Here is a 19,646-nt window from a genome sequence, read left to right on the forward strand (position 1 = left end):
AGTTCTCAGCCGTGCGGCGTTAATTGATCTGGAAAGGATAAACCGAGCCCAGTTTAAGGATTTGCGTCAGTTCATCCAGTGCCGTCCGGCACTCAAGCAGCAATTGCGGGTCAGCCAGGTCGGTTTCCCGCAGGCTGTCGCGGTAGTGCTTGTCGACCCATTGGGTCAGCGTGTCGTACAACGGCGCCGTCATGATAACCCCTGGGTTGACCGCCGCCAGTTCGGTTTCATTCAAGGCTACACGCAAGCGCAGGCACGCCGGGCCACCGCCGTTCTGCATGCTTTGCTTGAGGTCGAAGACTTTGACTTCACGGATCAGCCCGCCGGAGGACGTCAGGCCTTGCAGGTACTGCCAGACACGCTCGTTGGCGCGGCATTCTTCCGGCACGATCAGCAGCATCGAACCGTCGGCGCGGGTCAGCAGCTGGCTGTTGAACAGGTAGGAACGCACCGCGTCTTCAACACCCACCTGGGCCCGTGGCACGCAGATCGACTGGAAATTGCCACCGAGCTTGCCGAGCTTGCCCTGCAATTCACCGAGCATCTGATCGGTATTGAGGAACGCGTCCTCGTGATAGAACAGCACCTCGCCATTGCCCACCGCGATCACATCGTTGTGGAACACACCGGCATCGATCACCGCCGGGTTCTGCTGGGCGTAGACCACGCCGTCGTCCCGCAGGCCGTGCAGGCGCGCGACCGCCTGGGAGGCTTCGAGGGTCTGGCGTGCCGGGTACTTTTGCGGCGCCGGGTAGCGGGTGTCGAACGCGCTGCGGCCGAACACGAAAAACTCTACGCCCGCCTCGCCATAGTCCCGGCAGAAACGCGTGTGGTTGGCCGCGCCTTCGTCGCCGAACTGCGCCACCGCCGGCAGCGCGGCGTGGTGGGCGAAGTGCTTCGGGTCAGCGAACATCGACCCCAGCACGCGGCTGGTGGTCGGGTGTTCGATGCTGCGGTGGTATTTGCAGTTGAGGTTGGCGGCGGTGAAATGCACGCGACCGTCAAAGGTGTCGGCGCTCGGGCTGACGGTCGCGGCATTGGCCACCCACATGCTCGACGCCGAGCAACTGGCAACCAGCAGCGGCATGGCTTGCTTGGCGGCCTGCTGGATGACTTGTGCGTCGGTGCCGGCAAAACCGAGGTTGCGCAAGGCGGCCACATCCGGACGTTCCTGGGGCGCCAGCACACCTTGCACAAAGCCCATTTCCATCAGGGCCTTCATCTTCGCCAAGCCTTGCAGCGCAGCTTCCTTCGGGTTGGAGGACTGCTGGCTGTTGCTTTGGGACGCGACGTTGCCGTAGGACAAGCCGCCGTAGTTATGGGTCGGCCCCACTAGACCGTCAAAATTGACTTCACAGGATTTCATCGGCGAGGCTCCACGAACATCTGTATTTTTATAGGCATCAAATTACTTGAACACACCACAAATCAAGTGTGGGAGCGGGCTTGCTCGCGAAAGCGGTGGTTCAGTCGCCTGAAATGTTGAATGACACACCGCCTTCGCGAGCAAGCCCGCTCCCACATTTAGATCAGCGTCACACCCGGGGTTAACGTCGCCGGTAGCACCAGGCTCGGGGTCTCAAGGGAGGCCACCGGGTACGCGCAATAGTCCGCCGCGTAATAGGCGCTGGCGCGATGGTTGCCCGAAGCCCCTACCCCGCCAAATGGCGCGCTGCTCGCAGCACCCGTCAGCTGTTTGTTCCAGTTGACGATCCCGGCACGGCTTTCCAGCCAGAACTGCTGGTAACGCGCCTCGGAATCCGACAGCAACCCGGCCGCCAAGCCGTATTGAGTGTTGTTGGCCTCGGCAATCGCCGCCTCGAAATCAGCGTAGCGGATCACTTGCAGCAGTGGGCCGAACAGCTCTTCGTCAGCGCGTTCCGTAACCTCGGTCACATCGATAATCCCCGGCGTCAGCAACGCAGCCTGGGCCTGGGGTTGAGTCATTTCCAACAGCGCCACGGCGCCATTGGCCAACAGCAATTCCTGGGCATCCATCAACGCCTTGGCAGCACCGAGGGAAATCACCGAGCCCATGAACGGCGCCGGCGTTTGGTCAAATGCGCCGACTTCGATGGTCGAGCTCACCGCCACCAGGCGTGCGAGCAACGCATCGCCCCAGGCGCCTTCCGGCACCAGCAGGCGACGGGCGCAGGTGCAACGCTGGCCAGCGGAGATAAACGCCGACTGGATAATGGTGTACACGGCCGCATCCACATCGGCCACTTCGTCCACCACCAGCGGGTTGTTGCCGCCCATTTCCAGCGCGAGGATCTTGTCCGGGCGCCCGGCGAATTGCTGGTGCAGATGGTTGCCGGTGCGGCTGGAGCCGGTGAAGAACAGACCGTCGATGCCCGGATTCGCCGCCAGGGCGATCCCGGTTTCCCGTGCGCCTTGCAGCAGGTTCAACACGCCCGCCGGCAGGCCGGCGTCGATCCAGCATTGCACGGTCAACTCGGCGACTTTCGGGGTCAGTTCGCTCGGTTTGAACAGTACGGTGTTACCCGCCAGCAAGGCCGGTACGATGTGGCCGTTAGGCAGATGACCGGGGAAGTTGTAAGGGCCAAACACCGCCACCACACCGTGGGGCTTGTGGCGCAATACGGCAGTGGCGTCGCCCAACGGGCCGCTCTTTTCGCCGGTACGTTCGCGGTAGCTTTGCACCGAGATCGCGACCTTGTTGACCATGCTGGTGACTTCAGTCGCCGATTCCCACAAAGGCTTGCCGGTTTCCTCACCGATGCAGCGGGCGAGTTCGTCAGCACGACTCTTCAGGTTGGCGGCGAAGGCTTCCAGCACGCTCAGGCGCTCTTCCAACGAACGCTTGGCCCAGGCCGGAAACGCCTGGCGTGCGGCCTGGACGGCGGACTCGACCTGCTCGGCGGTGGCGCCATTACCCGACCACACCACCTGCTGGGTCACCGGGTTCAGCGACTCAAACACTTCACCCTGGCCAGCCAGCCATTCACCTGCGATGTATAGCGAATTCATTATTTCGACTCCCGGGCAGCGGACAACGGTACGGCACGCACTTGATCACCGGCGATCAGTTGCAGGCGCTTGGCGGTCTGTTGATCGACCACCAGGGTGCCCGCAGCCAACCGCGCCGGCGCGGCGGTGATACGGCAATCTTCACGTTTGCGGTTATGGATCAGGAACGGCGTGGCGTCGTCGCCCGGCGTACCAATCGCCAGCACCAGCGCTTCGCTGTCGCGCACGGCGCGGATCTTGGTGGTTTCACACTCCACCGCCGGGCCCGCGTCGAAGATGTCGACGTAGCCCTGGTAGCTGAAACCTTCGCTCTTGAGCATGCTCAGGGCCGGCTCGGTGTCGGTGTGGACCTTGCCGATCACGTTGCGCGCGTCTTCAGACAGGAAGCAGGTGTACAGCGGAAACTTCGGCATCAGCTCGGCGATAAACGCCTTGTTGCCCACGCCGGTGAGGTAGTCGGCCTGGCTGAATTCCATCTTGAAGAAGTGCCGGCCGAGGCTTTCCCAGAACGGCGAGCGCCCGGCTTCGTCGGACATGCCGCGCATCTCGGCGATGATCTTGTTGCCGAACAGCTGCGGGAATTCCGCGATAAACAGCATGCGCGCCTTGGCCAGCATGCGGCCGTTAAGGCCGTTGCGGTAATCGGCGTGCAGGAACAACGAGCACAGCTCGGAGTTGCCGGTCAGGTCGTTGGCCAGAAACAGCGTCGGGATTTCACGGTAGATGTTCAGCTCCTGGGAGGCGCTGACCGTCAGGCCGACCCGGAAGTTGTACCAGGGCTCGCGCAGACCGACTGCACCGGCGATGGCGGAAATCCCCACCACGCGACCTTCGTCGTTTTCCAGCACGAACAGGTAGTCCGCATCACCGCGCCCGGCTTCGCCGCGAAAGGTCTTTTCAGCCCAGCCGACCCGATGGGTCAGGCGCTCTTCGTTGGCCGGCAAGGTGGTGAGGCCGGTGCCGGTGCTGCGCGCCAGATCAATCAGGGCCGGTAAATCGCTGCTGCGTACGGGACGAACGATCATGCTATCTCCTCAAACGGGCCGCCTTGCAAGCCACCCGCGAAACTCATTCTTAAACCGCTACCAGTCGAACGCTGGCACCTTCGCCGACGCCCAGGGCTTCGGCGGTTTCCAGGTCCAGGGTCACTGGCTTGCCCGGCGCGTAGTCCAGCTCCAGCATCACCGCGCGGTAATCCTGCAACTGGCCGTTGCTCACCAGGTACTGGCGGCCGACACCCTTGACCATCTCACCGATCTTCACCGGCACCACACGGCTCTGGGCGATCGAGCGAATGCCCGAGACACGCGCATGCAGGGTTGGGCCGCCGTCGAAGATGTCGATGTAATGGTCGGTCTCGAAGCCTTCGCGCATCAGGATGTCGAAGGTGATCTGCGCCCGCGGGTGCACCTGGCCCATGGCTTCCTGGGCTTCGTCGGGCAACAGCGGCACGTAGATCGGATAATGCGGCATCAGTTCGGCGAGAAAGGTCCGGCTCTTCAACCCGCACAGGCGCTCGGCAGCGGCGTAGTTGAGGTCGAAGAAGTTGCGGCCGATGGCGTCCCAGAACGGCGAATCACCGTTCTCGTCGCTGTAGCCCACAATCTCGGTGACCACCGAATCGGCGAAGCGCTCCGGGTGGCCGGCCACGAACAGCAGGCGGCCACGGGAGTTGAGCTCCGACCACGGCGAACCCACCAGCTCCGGCACCACGTAGAAGCTGGTCAGCAGGCTGTTGCCGGTGAGGTCATGGCACTGCGAAAGCACATGGATCTTGTTGTGAATCTTCAGCTCGCGGGAAGCATGCACGAAGGTCTCGTTACGGAAGCTGTAGAACGGTTCCGAGTAGCCGGCCGAGGCAACGATGGCCGAACAGCCCACCAGCTTGCCGGCGTCGGTGTCTTCCAGGACGAAGAAATAGCTTTCTTCACCGTTGAAGCTGACCTCGGCGGCGAAGGACGCTTCGCTCGCAGCGATCTTGTCGCTCAGGCGTTCGACATCATCCGGCAAGGAGGTGACACCAATCGGGCTGTCCGCAGCCAGACGCTGTACCTCGCCCAGATCAGCCATTTGCGCGGGGCGCATCACCAGCATGGTGTCACTCCTTAACTCGAAAACTCACAGGAAAAAATGCCGGACACGATCTTGAAATCAGTGAGGTCAAGTGTGGGAGCGGGCTTGCTCGCGAAAGCGGTGTGTCATTCAACATTTCAGGTGACTGAGCCACTGCATTCGCGAGCAAGCCCGCTCCCACATTTGATCTTCACAGCTTCAACTAAAGAGTCCGGCATACAAAATTTGTGTTGGGCGCCCGACTCGCCGGGCACCCAACGGTCCATCAGGCTTGCGTCAGCTTTTTCACCGCACGTTCGAAGCGGTCCAGACCTTCCTGGATATCGGCATCTTCCACCACCAGGCTCGGGGCGAAGCGCACCACATCCGGGCCGGCTTGCAGGATCATCAAGCCTTCGCGCTCGGCGGCGTTGAAGATGTCCTTGGCCTTGCCTTTCCAGGCATCGCTCAGCACGCAACCGAGCAGCAGGCCCAGGCCACGCACTTCGGTGAAGATGCCGTATTGCTGGCCAATCTTCTCCAGACGGGAAACGAACAAGTCGTGCTTGGCGTTAACGCCGGCCAGCACTTCTGGCGTGTTGATCACGTCGATCACCGCTTCCGCCACCGCGCACGCCAGCGGGTTGCCGCCGTAGGTGGTGCCGTGGGTGCCGACCACCAAGTGCTTGGCCAGGTCTTCGCGAGTCAGCATGGCGGCGATCGGGAAACCGCCGCCCAGGCTCTTGGCGCTGGTGAGGATGTCCGGCACGACGCCGTAATGCTGATAGGCGAACAACTCGCCGCTGCGGCCCATGCCGGTTTGCACTTCGTCGAACACCAGCAGCGCGTTGTTCGCGTCGCACAGGTCGCGGGCACCTTGCAGGTACGACAGTTCTGCCGGCAGCACGCCGCCTTCGCCCTGGATCGGCTCCAGCACCACGGCGCAGGTCTTGTCCGAGACGGCGGCTTTCAGCGCCTCCAGATCGTTGTAAGGCACGTGGGTGATGCCGACGATCTTCGGACCGAAGCCGTCGGAGTACTTCGACTGGCCACCCACGTTCACGGTGAACAGGGTACGGCCGTGGAAGCTGTTCAGCGCGGCGATGATTTCGTATTTCTCGGTGCCGAAGCGGTCGAACGCGACACGACGGGCCAACTTGAAGGCGGCCTCGTTGGCTTCGGCGCCGGAGTTGCAGAAGAACACACGCTCGGCAAACGTGGCGTCGATCAGCTTATGGGCCAGGCGCAGGGCCGGCTCATTGGTGAAGACGTTGGACACGTGCCACAGCTTGTTGGCCTGTTCGGTCAGTGCACCGACCAGCGCCGGGTGGGCGTGGCCCAATACGTTGACCGCGATGCCGCCGGCAAAGTCGATCAGCTCTCGGCCCGCCTGGTCCCATACGCGCGAACCTGCGCCACGCACGGGGATGAAAGCGGCAGGTGCGTAGTTGGGAACCATGACCTGGTCGAAATCGGCACGTTGCACCGGGGCTTGCTCAACGGACATCGGAGTCTCCTGAAGAGGAACGCCTGCCTGAAACTGGCGGGCGATGCAGGGATTGTAAGGACAGTTTTCAGCGCGGCCTTGCCGCCAAGCGACAACTTCTTATAGCGCCAACCCGCGATTTTCGCGGGTTTACGCCAATGCGACAAATAGCATCGCAATGGCGCAGTTTAAACCGCCCGGGCCGGTTTTGGGCGGTCGGTGAGGCACAACTATCCAATGCCGTCGCCGATGGCCGTTTTGGTCTGCTGTTGATCTCATCCGCGCACAGGAACAGCGCCATCGCCTGGAGATGCCGGCCGAGCACTGATGCCTAGCCGCGCTCGGACGGCACCGACGACAATTCGAACGGGCTGCTGCTGCGGCGCTGGTTGCGGTCTTCACGAGGGGTGGCGCCGAAGAAGTTGCGGTAGGCGCTGGAGAAGTGCGGCCCCGAGGAGAAGCCGCAGGACAGGCCGATCTGGATGATCGACTTGCTGGTTTGCATGAGCATCTGGCGGGCCTTGTTCAGGCGCAGTTCCAGGTAGTACTGGCTGGGGACGCGATTGAGGTATTGCTTGAAGATCCGCTCGAGCTGTCGTCGGGACACGCACACATGCTGGGCGATTTCGTCGGTGGTCAGCGGCTCTTCGATGTTGGCCTCCATCAGCAACACCGCCTGGGTCAGCTTTGGATGGCTGGAACCCAGGCGGTTTTGCAGCGGAATGCGCTGGCGCTCGCCGCCTTCGCGGATGCGCTCCACCACCAGTTCTTCCGAGACTGCCCCGGCCAGTTCGGCGCCGTGGTCACGGGCCAGCACTGCCAGCAGCAGGTCGAGTACCGACATGCCACCGCAGGCGGTCAGGCGGTCACGGTCCCAGTCGAACAGATGGCTGGTGGCGATGACCTTGGGGAAACGCTCGGCGAAATCGTCCTGCCAGCGCCAGTGCACAGCGGCGCGGTAACCGTCGAGCAGACCGAGCTGGGCCAGCGGATACACACCGGCCGACAGGCCGCCGATCACACACCCGGCACGCACCAGTTGCTTGAGGGCGGTGCTGAGCTGGGAGGCGATGACGGTCGGTGGCTCATCGGCCAGCAGGAACAGCTTTTGGAAACCTTCCAGCTTGCCAGCCCAGGGCTCACCCGGCAGTTGCCAGGCGCCGTCGATTGGCGGTTCGGCCTGCAAAAACGAGAGTTCGTACACCACGTCCGGATGCACCCGCTGAGCAACGCGCAAGGCCTCCTCAGCCAGCGCAAGCGTCAGTGCTTTAGTGCTGGGCCAAATCAGGAAACCAATTCGATGGGCAGTCATGGAGTGCTATCCGAAGCGAGTAACAGTAATGAAGACAAAGGCCAATGCTAGCCCGTAAACCAACACAAATCTCTAAAGCGGGTGAAGATCCAAATGTGGGAGCGGGCTTGCTCGCGAATGCGGTGGATCAGTCACCGGATGTATCAACTGATACACCGCTTTCGCGAGCAAGCCCGCTCCCACAGGGGATTGGGCAACCTCAGGATTGTGAAGCTTGCACTAATTCAGTGCATAAAAGCAGTTCTGTTTACTTCAAGCTGCCGGAAAGAAACTGCTGCAAACGCTCGGACTGTGGGTTGACCAGCACTTCGCGCGGGTTGCCACGCTCTTCGACGATGCCCTTGTGCAGGAACACCAGTTGGTTGGAGACTTCACGGGCAAAGCCCATTTCGTGGGTCACCACCACCATGGTCCGGCCTTCCTGGGCCAGGTCCTGCATCACCTTGAGCACTTCGCCCACCAGCTCCGGGTCCAGCGCCGAAGTGGGTTCGTCGAACAGCATCACCTCAGGCTCCATCGCCAGCGCACGGGCAATCGCCACGCGCTGCTGCTCGCCGCCGGACATGTGGCCAGGGAACGCATCCTTGCGATGGCCCACGCCGACTTTGGCCAGGTAGTGCTCGGCCTTTTCCCGGGCGTCTTTTTTCGACATGCCCAAGACGTGCACCGGTGCTTCCATGACGTTTTCCAGCGCGGTCATGTGGGACCACAGGTTGAAATGCTGGAACACCATCGACAGTCGCGAACGCATGCGTTGCAGCTGTTTCGGGTCCGCGGCCTTCATGGCGCCGTCCTTGTTGGCCACCAGTTTCAGCTCTTCGTTATTGAGCAGAATCTTGCCGGCGTGGGGCTGCTCCAGCAGGTTGATGCAGCGCAAAAAGGTACTTTTGCCCGAGCCACTGGACCCGATGATGCTGATCACATCACCGGCCGCGGCGGCCAGGGAAACACCTTTGAGCACTTCATGACTGCCATAGCGTTTATGCAGGTCTTGGACTTCAAGTTTGTACATGCGGTCGGTTCTCACAAAAACAGTTGGTCAGTCGTTGAGCAAGCGCCCGTGCCGCAGCGCTTCGCGCCCCGCCACCTTGGCCAGCCAGAAACCCGCTTGGGCATAACGTAGCCGTTCAACGGCAAACAGCACCCCAGGCGTGCCCGCGCAAACAATGCTCACGCGGTCGGACAAGGGATCGATCACTTCAAATATCGGGTCGCCGGCTTCGACTACGTCACCGGCTTTACGCAGGTAGCTGATCACGCCGGCGTGGGGCGCGAACAACAACTCGGTGCCTTCGAAAGGCAGGCCTTCACAGGGTTCGTGCTGCGGCGCGGGCCATTCACCACGGATCAGGCCTTGCTCGGCGAGGAACGCCAGGATGCCTTCGGCGTGAAAAATCGCTTCGTCACGGCCAGTATCGGCCTGGCCACCCAGCTCCAGAGTCGTCGCCAGGCACGCCAGGGGAATCTGCGCCTCGGGGAACGCCCGGGACAGCCGCAGCCACGGTAGCGAGCAGGCTTCGTCAAACGAACTGCCGCCTGAATCTTCCGCCAGCAGGCCGACCTTCACATTCAGATGCGCCGACAGCGAACGCCACTGCGGCCAGTGCTGCGGCAGCGCGTACATGTGCAACGCGGCCTCGGCATCGCAATGCAGGTCGAGGACCACGTCGGCGGTGCAGGCATGGCTCAGCAACACCCGCTGCATGCCTTGCAACTGGCTGCTCGGCGCCGGCAACGCATTGAGCGCATCGCTCATGGCCTGGCGGATCAAGCGCACATTGGCGTGAGGATCATCCCCCAGCTTGCCGTTGAGCAACTCGGTAACCGGCTCGCTCAACTCAACGAAGTCGCGGTTGAAATTCTTGCCGCTGCCGATCTCGAAACGGCCCTGGTGACTGCCTTGCAGCAGTTGCCCCAGGCCCATCGGATTGGCGACGGGAACCAGCTCGATCACGCCGTTGAGGGCGCCTTGCTGTTCCAGTTCCGTCAGGCGTTTTTTCAGCTCCCAGGCGGCGCGCATGCCGGGCAATTCATCCGCGTGCAGGCTGGCCTGGATATAAGCCTTGCGCTCGCCGCTGCCGAAACGAAACACCGTCAGCTGGCGTTCGCAGCCCAGGTGACCCCAGGGCAACAGGTGATCGATACGTTCCATATCAATGCTTCCGTGGAGCCAGGTAGCTCAGCCAGCGGCCTTCGGCCAACTTGAACAGGCGCACCAGGATGAAGGTCAGGCACAGGTAGAACGCACCCGCAGTGATATAGGCTTCGAACGGCAAGTAGTACTGGGCGTTCACCGTGCGTGCGGCACCGGTGATGTCGATCAGGGTGACGATGGACGCAAGACTGGTGGTCTGGAGCATCATGATCACTTCGTTGCTGTATTGCGGCAGCGCCCGGCGCAGGGCCGATGGCAGCAGGATCCGGCGGTACAGCTTGTAGCGCGACATGCCCATGGCCTTGGCTGCCTCGATCTCGCCGTGGGGCGTGGCCTTGAGGCTGCCGGCGATGATCTCGGCGGTATAGGCGCTGGTGTTCACGGCAAACGCCAGGCACGCGCAGAAGGTCGCGCTGGACAGCAGTGGCCACATGAAGCTTTCGCGCACCGCTTCGAACTGGGCCAGGCCATAGTAGATCAAGAACAGCTGCACCAGCATCGGCGTGCCGCGAATCACATAGGTGTAGAGCCAGGCAACACCGTTGACGATCGGCTGCTTGGACACGCGCATCAGGCCCAGGGGCAAGGCCGCGAGCAAGCCGAAGAACAGCGAAATGGCCAGCAGTTTCAGGGTGGTCAGCAAGCCGCCGAGGTACAGCGGCATGGCCTCCCAGATGACGTTGTAGTCGAAGATCATAGATCAGCCGCCTTTACGCCTACCGAGTAGCGCTTCTCAAGATGACGCAGGGCCAGCAACGACACGCTGGTGATCACCAGGTACATCGCCGCCACTGCGAGGAAGAAGGTAAAAGGTTCGCGGGTGGCGTCTGCCGCCTGCTTGGCCTTGAACATCATGTCTTGCAGGCCCACCACCGAAATCAATGCGGTGGCCTTGGTCAGTACCAGCCAGTTGTTGGTAAACCCGGGGATCGCCAGCCGAATCATCTGCGGCACCATCACCCGGAAAAACACCTGGAACGGGCTCATGCCATACGCCAGGCCGGCTTCGGCCTGGCCCTTGGGAATGGCCATGAAGGCGCCACGGAAGGTTTCCGAAAGGTAGGCGCCAAAGATGAAACCCAGGGTGCCGATACCGGCGGCCAAGGGGTTCAAGTCAATGTAGTCGTTGTAGCCGAGCAACGGCGCAACGCGGTTAAGCAGGTCCTGACCGCCGTAGAAAATCAGCAGGATCAGCACCAGGTCGGGGATCCCGCGGATCACCGTGGAGTACAGGTCGCCCAGCCAGGCCAACCAGCGCACCGGCGAGAGGCGCAACGCGACCCCGATCAGACCCAGAACAATGGCCAGGGCCATGGACGACAAGGCGAGCTGAAGCGTCAACCATGCGCCATCGAGGATGACAGCCCCGTAGCCTTTCAACATGATTCAGGTCCTCGAAAAGGGGGATGAAAAAATGGCGCAAACTTCAGAGATCCTGGTGCTTGCGCCATTCTGGACAGACAGCTGCGACGGTTTACTTGGCTTCTGGGCCGTAAATGTCGAAGTTGAAGTACTTGTCCTGGATTGCCTTGTACTTGCCGTTGGCACGGATCGCAGCGATTGCAGCGTTGATGCGGTCCAGGTTTTCCTTGTCGCCTTTACGTACCGCGATGCCGATACCGTCGCCGAAGTACTTGGCGTCGGTGAAGGCCGGGCCGGTGAACGCGTAGCCTTTACCGGCTGGCGTGTCGAGGAAGCCTTCCTGCAACAGGGTGGCGTCGGCTACGGTGCCATCAAGGCGACCGGCTTCTACGTCCAGGTAGATTTCGTTCTGCGAGCTGTAAGGAACAATGGTGGCGCCTTTGGGAGCCAGCACTTCCTTGGCGAAACGGTCGTGGATCGAACCGCGCTGCACGCCGATTTTCTTGCCTTTCAATTCATCCAGGCTGTCGCTGACGGCAGTGCCTTCCTTCAATACCAGGCGAGCTGGGGTCAGGTAGTAGCGGTTGGTGAAGTCCACGGACTTCTTGCGATCGTCGGTGATGGACATCGAGGACAGGATGGCGTCGATCTTGCGCACTTTCAGCGCCGGGATCAGGCCGTCGAATTCCTGCTCGACCCAGGTGCACTTGACCTGCATCTGCTCACACAGGGCGTTGCCGATGTCGTAGTCAAAACCGACGATGCTGCCGTCCGGTGCCTTGGAGGCAAACGGAGGGTAAGCCGCTTCAATACCAATCTTCAGTGGCTTGCCTTCGGCGAAAGCCTGCATGGACAGCACGGACAGCGCCAGGGCGCCCAACAGCACGAGTTTCTTCATCTTGGGACTCCATCGGTATAGGGCAAAACAGCAGTATGAGCCAGGGCCCACGATGCGAATGAGTGAAACCGAATAGCGGTGCTGCGTCCTGCGCCAGTTCAGCATCGGCGACGACGAGCGAGTGATCGGCATTCTAACGACAGGCCGGAAGCCGATATTTCCTCAATGCGACAACAATTTACAGAAGCACCGAGAAAGCGGTTCCAGCACATTGACAGCCTCTTGATTTTATGCAGAGGCAAAAGATATTAAACCTGTTAACGCTGCAAGTTGCGGGCCTATTATTCGCAAACCCTTCTAGCACGGCAAGTGTAGCGTTGGATCTAATTTTTCAGGGCGTCTAAGACGCGGGTTTTCGGGGCAACGGCGTAGCACTTTGCCTCATGTTTGGGCGTGGGGTTACACATTTGCTAGGTTCGGTAACATTCAGAAACTTCCTACAACACAATCCGATATTTATTGGCCTTGTGTAAGTCGCGCCACTGAATGACCAATCTTGGAATGCAATCAAAATGTGGGAGCGGGCTTGCTCGCGAAGGCGGTGTGTCAGTGGGTGATGTGCTGGCTGACACGCCGCCTTCGCGAGCAAGCCCGCTCCCACAGGGGTTATAGGTCGCCTGTCCGATCGCACAAAAAAGCCCCACCCGGCCTACGCCGGATGGGGCTTTGTCCCACAAACCGCCTTACGCGACGTTCATGGTCTTGTGCGTTTCGATCAGATGCGCCACCACACTCGGATCCGCCAGGGTGGAGATATCGCCCAACCCGTCGTATTCAGCGGTGGCAATCTTGCGCAGGATCCGGCGCATGATTTTCCCCGAACGGGTCTTCGGCAAGCCCGGTGCCCACTGGATCACATCCGGTGAAGCAATCGGCCCGATCTCTTTACGCACCCAGTTTTTCAACTCCAGGCGCAACGCTTCATTCGGCTCTTCGCCGTTTTTCAGCGTGACATACACATAGATGCCCTGGCCCTTGATGTCATGAGGCACCCCCACCACCGCCGCTTCCGCGACTTTCGGGTGCGCAACCATGGCGCTCTCAATCTCGGCGGTGCCCATGCGGTGGCCGGAGACGTTCAGCACGTCATCCACCCGCCCGGTGATCCAGTAGTAGCCATCCTCGTCACGGCGCGCACCGTCACCGGTGAAGTACATGCCACGGAAGGTCTTGAAGTAGGTGTCCACAAACCGGTCATGGTCGCCATACAGCGTACGTGCCTGGCCCGGCCACGAATCCAGGATCACCAGGTTACCCTCGGCCACGCCTTCAATCAGGTTGCCGAGGTTATCCACCAGCGCCGGTACCACGCCAAAGAATGGGCGCGCCGCCGAACCCGGCTTGAGCGCATGGGCGCCCGGCAGCGGGCTCATCATGTTGCCGCCGGTCTCGGTCTGCCACCAGGTATCGACGATCGGGCAACGGGATTGGCCGACGTTCTTGTAGTACCAGTCCCACGCTTCCGGGTTAATCGGCTCACCCACCGAACCCAGCAGGCGCAAGCTGCTGCCATCGGCGCCTTCGCAGGCGGCGGTGCCGGAAGCCATCATGGCGCGGATCGCGGTCGGTGCGGTGTAGAGGATGTTCACTTTGTGCTTGTCGACGATCTTCGCCACCCGGGTGATGTCCGGATAGTTCGGCACGCCTTCGAACATCAGCGTGGTCGCGCCGTTGGCCAGTGGGCCATAGACGATATAGGTGTGGCCGGTGACCCAGCCGACGTCGGCGGTGCACCAGTAGATTTCGCCCGGGCGGTAGTCGAACACGCGCTCGTGGGTCAGGGCTGCGTACAACAGGTAGCCGCCGGTGGTGTGCTGCACGCCCTTCGGCTTGCCGGTGGAGCCGGAGGTGTAAAGGATGAACAGCGCTTCTTCGGCGCCCATCTCTTTCGGCGCACACACGGTGCCCGCCACTTTCATCAGGTCTTCGTACCAGATGTCGCGATGCTGGTTCCACTTGATGTTGCCACCGGTGCGCTTGCACACGATGACTTTCTGGATGCTGCTGGTTTCCGGGTTGGTCAGGGCGTCGTCGACGTTGGCCTTCAGGGAAATTTTCTTGCCGGCACGAATGCCTTCGTCGGCGGTGATCACCACCTTGGATTTGCAGTCGATGATCCGACCGGCCAGGGCCTCTGGCGAGAACCCGCCAAACACCACCGAGTGAATCGCACCGATCCGGGCACAGGCCAGCATGGCGACCGCGGCTTCGGGAATCATCGGCATATAGATAGTCACCACGTCGCCGCGGTGCACATCCTGGCCGCGCAGGGCGTTGGCGAACTTGCAGACTTCTTCATGCAGCTCGCGGTAGGTGATGGTGCGGCTTTCGGCAGGGTCGTCGCCCTCCCAGATGATTGCTGGCTGGTCGCCACGCTCGGCGAGGTGGCGGTCCAGGCAGTTGTAGGAAACGTTGAGGGTGCCGTCGGCAAACCATTTGATGTCGACATGGTGATCGTCGAAGGAGGTCTGCTTCACCGTGGTGAAAGGCTTGATCCAGTCAAGGCGCTTGGCTTGCTCGCGCCAGAAACCGTCGGGGTTGACCACCGACTGCTGGTACATGGCCTTGTAGGTCGCCTCATCGGTCAGCGTATTGGCTGCTACTTCGGGGCGAACGGGGTACAGAGAAGCCGCACTCATCTTTCTTACCTCGGTGACATAGTTGTTGTTGTATGGCCCTGTTGTAGCCGGGCCGGACCTATAGAACCATTCGACGATGGTAGTAACAAGCCCCTACAAATTGCCCACCTATCCCCTGGCAGCGCTCTGGCCCGCGGCCCGTGGCGCTTTGCAGGTTTCTGAAAAAACCTTCATTTCGGGATTGTTACAAAAACCACCAATAGTGTTTATCAAAAGCACGGGTATATGAATATAACTCGGACGCCTAAAATCAACCTCGCCATCAAGGCACTGTGATTAACAACGTAACAGCCCCCACGAAGGCAACGTTAATCCGAACTTCCCAATCAAGTTACACACGTGGCCTCACAAGGGCCCCGTGACCCCTTTCGACCGCCAAAAGGTAAATAGTCAAATGAAAGCGTTATTAGTTATGGCCCTTAGCAGCTTGTGCGCCACCGCCGCCCTGGCCGACGAAGCCCCGACTGACGTAGCCAGCCAGAGCACCCCGATTGTTGAGGATTACACTTACAGCACCCATCTGGACGTCGCCAAAGTAGTGTCCATGAGTGAAGTCCCGGATGTATGCCAAGTAGTACCGGTAAAGATGGAATATGAAGACTCACAAGGTCAGCGTCATATTCTTCAATATCAGGTCATGGGTAACGGTTGCTCTAACGGATAATAACTTCGTTAGTTTGAACTGAACCTGATCTTATTCGCCGCAAGAAATCGTTCTTGCGGCAAAGAGCCGGCTTATCCCCTACCGCTTGAATCGAATGCTACGATTGTGGCGCCGCCACCTCACCTGCAAGGCAGGATGCATTCATGCGAGCCAGTTTCGAAAAAATCCCCACCGAGGCGAACACCTCTTGGACCCTGCTGAACAGGCGTCTACCGGAAGCGATTCCGTTTGAATGGCATCACCATCCCGAATACGAACTGACCCTGACCCTCAACAGCCGCGGGCACCGCTATATCAGCAACGATGTGGCGCTGTACGATGACGGCGACCTGGTGCTGGTGGGCCCGAACGTGCCCCATAGCTGGTCTTCCGCCGAGCTGATCGACCCCGCCAAACCGCACATTGCCCTGGTCATCTGGTTTTCCGAGGCCTGGGCGGACTCGCTGGTGCAACTGTTTCCGGAGATGGGGTCGACGCGCGCGCTATTGGCTGCTGCGCGACAGGCGTTGAGTTTCAGTGATGCTACGTCCCGGGCGCTGCGCCCGGTGATCGAAGCCATGGTCGAGCAAGACGCTTCCCAGCGACTGATCTCGTTGCTTACCGTGCTCAACACATTGTCCCGGGATATCGCCGCGCAGCGCATCGCGACGGAAAACGCCGCCCCTCACATCGTTGAAGACGCGCGCATCCGCCGCGTCCTGGACTACCTGCACGGCCACTATGCGCAACCTGTCGGCATTCCCGAGCTGGCGCAAATGGCCTGCGTCAGCGTTTCAGCCTTCCATCGCATGTTCCGCAAACATACACGCTGCACGGCGCTGGACTACATCGTCCGGCTACGCATCGGACATGCCTGCGCTTTATTGATGCAGGGCAACCTGGCGGTCAGCGCGATTTCCGAACAGGTCGGCTATGCCTCCCAGGCGTTGTTCAATCGGCAGTTCAAGGCGCACAAGGGCATGACGCCGTCACAGTTTCGGCTTCAACACGGGCATCACTTTCAATAAGCCGATTCTTCTATACGCCTTACAACAAACGCCACAATCGTACTGCTCAACGCGCCAAATCAGGCTGCCGCCCAGGCGGGCCGGGGTGATTCCATACCTGTATGCACACAACAACAAGACAGGTCACCCCATGAGCAACTACCACGCCTTCGAATGCGCCGAGCTGCCGGACGACTACAAGCGCAGCATCGTCGCGATGAAAAAGGCCCTGCGCGCGCAGATCGGCGATGTGCCTACGCTGTTCGCCGAGGTCAGCGAGTTCATCAGTACTGAAATCGCCTCGATCAAGGCACAGCAGTCCGCCTGGCCCGAGCTTGACTTTGAAACCATCGCCAACGGCCAGGTCACCGAAGCACAACGGGCAATCATCAAGCGCAGGGGCTGCCTGGTGATCCGCAACCACTTCCCCAGGGAACAAGTGCTGGGGTGGGACAAGAGCCTGCTGGACTACCTCGACCACAACCATTTCGACGAGGTGTATCGCGGCCCGGCCGACAATTTCTTCGGTAACCTCGAAGCCTCGCGCCCGGAGATATTCCCGATCTATTGGTCCGACGCCCAGATGCAACTGCGCCAACACGAGCGCATGGGCGCCGCGCAGTCGTTCCTGAATCGCCTGTGGACCTACGATTCCCAAGGCCGGCAATGGTTCGACCCAGACATCAATGCGCTATACCCCGACCGCGTCCGCCGCCGCCCACCGGGCACCAGCTCCAAAGGGCTTGGCCCGCACACCGACTCGGGCGCCCTGGAACGCTGGCTGCACCCCGCCTACCTCAAGGTGTTCGACAAGATCTACCGCAACGACTTCAAGTCCTACGACCCCTGGGACGCCGCCCATCGCACCGAAGTCGATGAATACGCCTACAAGGACACGGTGAAATGCTCGGCCTTCCGCACCTTCCAGGGCTGGACCGCACTGTGCGACATGCAGGCCGACCAGGGCGTGCTGCATACCTTGCCGATCCCCAAGGCCATGGCCTACATGCTGCTGCGCCCGCTGCTGGACGATGTCCCCGAAGATGAGCTGTGCGGCGTTGCGCCGGGCAAGGTGCTGCCAGTTTCAGAGAAATGGCACCCGCTGCTGGTCCAGGGCATGACCCCGATTCCGGACGTGCAGGCCGGCGATTCGGTGTGGTGGCACTGCGACGTGATCCACAGCGTCGCCCCCGTCGAAAATCAACAGGGCTGGGGCAACGTGATGTACGTGCCCGCCGCGCCCATGTGCCCGAAAAACCTGCGGTACGCCAAGGATGTGCTCAGGGCGTTCGAGCAAGGGGCCTCACCGGATGATTTCGCCCGGGAGGACTACGAGAAAGAGTGGAAAGACCGCTTCATGACGCCGCAACTGAACACCCTCGGCCGCAAAGGGCTGGGGCTGGAATAAGCACCGCTCCCCAAAACAACAAAAAGGGTTATCCCACATGAAAATCCCCCATCGCCTTGCCGTTGCCATCTCCCTCGCCAGCCTTTGCACGTTCGCCGCTCACGCAGCCGACAGCAAAGGCACTGTTGAAGTCGTCCACTACTGGACCTCGGGCGGGGAAGCCAAGTCTGTGCAGGTGCTGCAACAACTGATCGAGAAAGACGGCTTCACCTGGCAAAACAGTGCCGTGGCCGGCGGCGGTGGCGCTGCTGCCATGACCGTCCTCAAGAGCCGCGCCGTCTCCGGCAACCCGCCCTCTGCCGCGCAGATCAAAGCTCCGGACATTCAGGAGTGGGGCAAGCTGGGCCTGCTGACCAGCGTCGACGACGTCGCCAAGGCCAATCACTGGGACAGCCTGCTGCCCGAAAGCATTGCGCAACTGATGAAATTCGACGGCCACTACGTCGCCGTACCGCTCAACATCCACCGCATCAACTGGTTATGGATCAACCCCGAGGTGCTCAAGAAAGCCGGCGTGTCCAAAGCCCCGGCCACCCTGGAAGAACTCTACGCCGCCGGCGACAAACTCAAGGCCGCCGGCTATATCGCCATCGCCCACGGCGGCCAACCCTGGCAGGACACCACCGTATTTGAAGGCCTGGTGCTCAGCATCCTGGGCGCCGATGGCTTCCAGAAAGCCTTTATCGACAACGACGAAGCCACCTTCACCGGCCCCAAAATGACCGAAGTCTTCGTCGCGCTGCGCAAGCTGAAGACCTACATGGACCCCAACGGCGCAGGCCAGGACTGGAACATGGAAACCGCCAAAGTCATCAATGGCCAGGCCGGCATGCAAATCATGGGGGACTGGGCCAAGAGTGAGTGGACCGCGGCGGGTAAAAAAGCCGGGGCCGATTATGAATGCGTGCCCTTCCCCGGCTCACAAGGCATTTATAGCTACACCATCGACTCACTGGCCATGTTCAAACCGTCCAGTAAAAATGATACGCCGGGCAACAACGCGGCTCGCGACGACCTGGCCAAGATCGCCCTGGAGTCGCAATTCCAGAGCGTGTTCAACCAGAACAAAGGCTCCATCCCGGTGATCAAGGGCCTGGACATGAGCCAGTTCGACAGCTGTGCCCAGGCTTCCGCCAAGGACTTCGCCGAAGCCGAGAACGCCGGCACGCTGGAGCCGAGCATGGCCTTCAACATGTCCACGTCCCAGGCGGTGCAAGGGGCGGTGTTTGATGTGGTCAGCAACTTCATGAGCAATAAAGACGCGGACCCCGCCAAGGCTGGCAAGCAGATGTTTGCCAGCATCAAAGCCGCAGCCCAGTAACCCCCCGCGACCCGTTCTTGCGCCAAACGGCGCAAGAACTTCCAGACCGAATCTGCCCCAGTTCGGCGCGCTGAAACAAACGCCTACCGCCCGTCAAAAAAATCCAAGCCAGGCAAAGCCTTGTAAACCCGGACCTTGGCTGCAAACACCACCATTTTGGCCGCTCACCGAGACCATCCGCCGCAACACAAAGTCGAATTTTTCCCTATAATGCGCGGGTAAATCGGGCCTGCAATATCCCTTTACACTGGGACGAAGAGCCAGACCTGAGGCCCCCGCTGGAGCCAGTAAGCATTGCTCCGCCCCTCAAGCCTCAAGCAGAACACCCGTAACCCTGATTCCGTTTAATGCGTGCGTTAGCTGCAACAAACG

The 19,646-nt window shown here is 60.8% G+C and carries 16 protein-coding genes; 4 read left to right on the top strand and 12 right to left on the bottom strand.

Annotated elements, in window-relative coordinates; genetic code table 11:
- Positions 1–19: 19 nt before the first annotated feature.
- The 12 genes from astB to acs all read right to left on the bottom strand — a co-directional run bounded on the left by astB (position 20) and on the right by acs (position 14,895).
- A complete protein-coding gene (astB, locus tag HX873_RS15685; RefSeq protein ID WP_177008429.1) occupies positions 20–1,366 on the bottom strand; it encodes an N-succinylarginine dihydrolase in 1,347 nt (448 codons plus the stop codon).
- Between the two features lie 158 nt (positions 1,367–1,524).
- Positions 1,525–2,994, bottom strand: coding sequence for a succinylglutamate-semialdehyde dehydrogenase (astD, locus tag HX873_RS15690; protein WP_168197533.1), 1,470 nt, complete (start codon positions 2,992–2,994; stop codon positions 1,525–1,527).
- A complete protein-coding gene (astA, locus tag HX873_RS15695; RefSeq protein ID WP_003214325.1) occupies positions 2,991–4,016 on the bottom strand; it encodes an arginine N-succinyltransferase in 1,026 nt (341 codons plus the stop codon). The genes astD and astA overlap by 4 nt, the downstream gene beginning before the upstream one ends.
- 49 nt (positions 4,017–4,065) lie before the next feature.
- On the bottom strand, positions 4,066–5,085 hold the full coding sequence (aruF, locus tag HX873_RS15700) for an arginine/ornithine succinyltransferase subunit alpha (RefSeq protein ID WP_003214328.1): 1,020 nt from the start codon (positions 5,083–5,085) through the stop codon (positions 4,066–4,068).
- Between the two features lie 244 nt (positions 5,086–5,329).
- On the bottom strand, positions 5,330–6,550 hold the full coding sequence (locus HX873_RS15705; RefSeq protein ID WP_003214332.1) for an aspartate aminotransferase family protein: 1,221 nt from the start codon (positions 6,548–6,550) through the stop codon (positions 5,330–5,332).
- Positions 6,551–6,860: 310 nt separating this feature from the next.
- Positions 6,861–7,841 (bottom strand): GlxA family transcriptional regulator, encoded by a 981-nt coding sequence (locus HX873_RS15710; RefSeq protein ID WP_003214334.1) that lies wholly within the window; start codon positions 7,839–7,841, stop codon positions 6,861–6,863.
- A 247-nt stretch (positions 7,842–8,088) separates the two neighbouring features.
- A complete protein-coding gene (locus HX873_RS15715; RefSeq protein ID WP_003214336.1) occupies positions 8,089–8,853 on the bottom strand; it encodes an ABC transporter ATP-binding protein in 765 nt (254 codons plus the stop codon).
- Positions 8,854–8,880: 27 nt separating this feature from the next.
- A complete protein-coding gene (locus tag HX873_RS15720; RefSeq protein WP_008435255.1) occupies positions 8,881–9,993 on the bottom strand; it encodes a succinylglutamate desuccinylase/aspartoacylase family protein in 1,113 nt (370 codons plus the stop codon).
- A 1-nt stretch (position 9,994) separates the two neighbouring features.
- Positions 9,995–10,693 (bottom strand): ABC transporter permease, encoded by a 699-nt coding sequence (locus tag HX873_RS15725; RefSeq protein ID WP_008435252.1) that lies wholly within the window; start codon positions 10,691–10,693, stop codon positions 9,995–9,997.
- Entirely contained in the window at positions 10,690–11,379 is a 690-nt protein-coding gene (locus HX873_RS15730; protein WP_003214341.1) for an ABC transporter permease, read from the bottom strand. The genes HX873_RS15725 and HX873_RS15730 overlap by 4 nt, the downstream gene beginning before the upstream one ends.
- Before the next feature lie 91 nt (positions 11,380–11,470).
- On the bottom strand, positions 11,471–12,256 hold the full coding sequence (locus HX873_RS15735) for an ABC transporter substrate-binding protein (RefSeq protein WP_003214343.1): 786 nt from the start codon (positions 12,254–12,256) through the stop codon (positions 11,471–11,473).
- A 683-nt stretch (positions 12,257–12,939) separates the two neighbouring features.
- Positions 12,940–14,895, bottom strand: coding sequence for an acetate--CoA ligase (gene acs / locus HX873_RS15740; RefSeq protein ID WP_003214346.1), 1,956 nt, complete (start codon positions 14,893–14,895; stop codon positions 12,940–12,942).
- A gap of 394 nt (positions 14,896–15,289) precedes the next feature.
- Between acs and HX873_RS15745 the strand changes: the two genes are divergently transcribed.
- The 4 genes from HX873_RS15745 (at position 15,290) to HX873_RS15760 (ending at position 19,274) form a co-directional block, all read left to right on the top strand.
- Positions 15,290–15,559: a DUF2790 domain-containing protein gene (locus HX873_RS15745; protein WP_003214348.1), complete on the top strand. Its 270-nt coding sequence runs from the start codon at positions 15,290–15,292 to the stop codon at positions 15,557–15,559.
- 143 nt (positions 15,560–15,702) lie between these two features.
- Positions 15,703–16,566: an AraC family transcriptional regulator gene (locus HX873_RS15750; RefSeq protein WP_003214350.1), complete on the top strand. Its 864-nt coding sequence runs from the start codon at positions 15,703–15,705 to the stop codon at positions 16,564–16,566.
- A gap of 130 nt (positions 16,567–16,696) precedes the next feature.
- Positions 16,697–17,953, top strand: coding sequence for a DUF1479 domain-containing protein (locus HX873_RS15755; RefSeq protein ID WP_003214353.1), 1,257 nt, complete (start codon positions 16,697–16,699; stop codon positions 17,951–17,953).
- 37 nt (positions 17,954–17,990) lie between these two features.
- Positions 17,991–19,274, top strand: coding sequence for an ABC transporter substrate-binding protein (locus HX873_RS15760; RefSeq protein WP_177122875.1), 1,284 nt, complete (start codon positions 17,991–17,993; stop codon positions 19,272–19,274).
- Positions 19,275–19,646: the final 372 nt, after the last annotated feature.

The organism is Pseudomonas sp. P7758 (assembly GCF_013386485.1).
Lineage (GTDB): Bacteria > Pseudomonadota > Gammaproteobacteria > Pseudomonadales > Pseudomonadaceae > Aquipseudomonas.